Origin of the sequence: Staphylococcus sp. HMSC061G12, from assembly GCF_001838465.1 — a bacterium.
GTDB classification, from domain to species: Bacteria; Bacillota; Bacilli; order Staphylococcales; family Staphylococcaceae; genus Staphylococcus; species Staphylococcus simulans.
This window is the reverse complement of sequence record NZ_KV837080.1, coordinates 1-1,138: the sequence shown is the minus strand read 5'-3', so window position 1 is coordinate 1,138 and position 1,138 is coordinate 1. Positions and strand designations below refer to the sequence as shown.

Genomic DNA, 1,138 nt, shown 5'->3' with positions numbered 1-1,138 from the left:
ATTGCTTTTTCAACAGGTTGCAAACTTTTTCCTAGATAAGCCAATCCTTCTATTAAAGCATAAGTAGAAGATGAATGTCTTAAGATATTATAGAACCTAATTTCCTTATCGAAATGCGGAAAATATCCATAAATATACTTACCGCTATCTAGCAACATATTTTGTAAAAATGTGGTACTGCTTTCAATTAATTGATCTATTTCCTCCTCTAAATGATTTGTTTTTCTTAAACCTTTTCTATAACCCTTACTATGTAGTTCATATACTTCCTCATCATCTATAAAAAAACCTTTTGTATAAAATTTAATAACTTCTTTTTCATTATAAAATTCACTAGAAAAGACTTTTTTGTTAGTTGTATATTTTCGTAAATAATTATTGATGTTTTTTTCAGAAAGAAATAATTTTTTGGTAGTGTTATCTGGTCTAATGAAAGCGTTAGCATTAATTTCTTCAGGTAAAACTGCTAAATTCCATAGACTATCAAATGCTATACCAAAATCCACATAGTTCCTTCTTGTAGTTACTAAAGTTTTTTTTAATTCTTTAAACAAAACTTTTTCTGTTGACATAACAATATCTAATTTAATCCACTCAGGAAACTCACCTGATTTCTTTTTAAATTTAAGTGCTGATTTTGAAATATCTTGCTTTAAGTACTTAGTTTTTTTAAACAGTTTAACTTGAGCTTTAATATCATGTTTACCTAAACTTAAAAAGACATAATCATCTTTTTTCACCTTATGATAAACTTCATCCATCAATTTATTTAATTTTTCTTCGAAATTCATTATTTACTCCTCATTTATAATATTTTATGATATTTAAAATAAAACCAGGCCTTACATGGCCTGGTTTTAAACTTTACTTACAATAATGAAGTTTACCTATTATTTTTCTTCATTATTATTGTTTTTGCGACGTTTCCCAACTAAGAATAATCCTCCAAGTGCAGCAAATAAAGAACCAAATAATGTACTGTTTACTTGATCATTATCACCTGTATCAGGTAAAGCTTTACCATCTGATTTTCCATGATTACCTTTCGCTGCATCGGCATCTGAATCAGCATCTGCGTCGGCATCTGCGTCGGCATCTGCGTCGGCATCTGAATCAGCGTCGGCATCTGAATCAGCAT

The 1,138-nt window shown here is 29.2% G+C and carries 1 protein-coding gene and 1 pseudogene; both read right to left on the bottom strand.

Going from position 1 to position 1,138, the window contains the following annotated elements:
- Positions 1 to 791 (bottom strand): annotated as a pseudogene (locus HMPREF2937_RS07265) (poly(glycerol-phosphate) alpha-glucosyltransferase); the annotation flags it as partial.
- Positions 792 to 890: 99 nt separating this feature from the next.
- On the bottom strand, positions 891 to 1,138 hold a 248-nt coding region (locus tag HMPREF2937_RS07260; RefSeq protein WP_142351414.1), incomplete at its 5' end, for an LPXTG cell wall anchor domain-containing protein.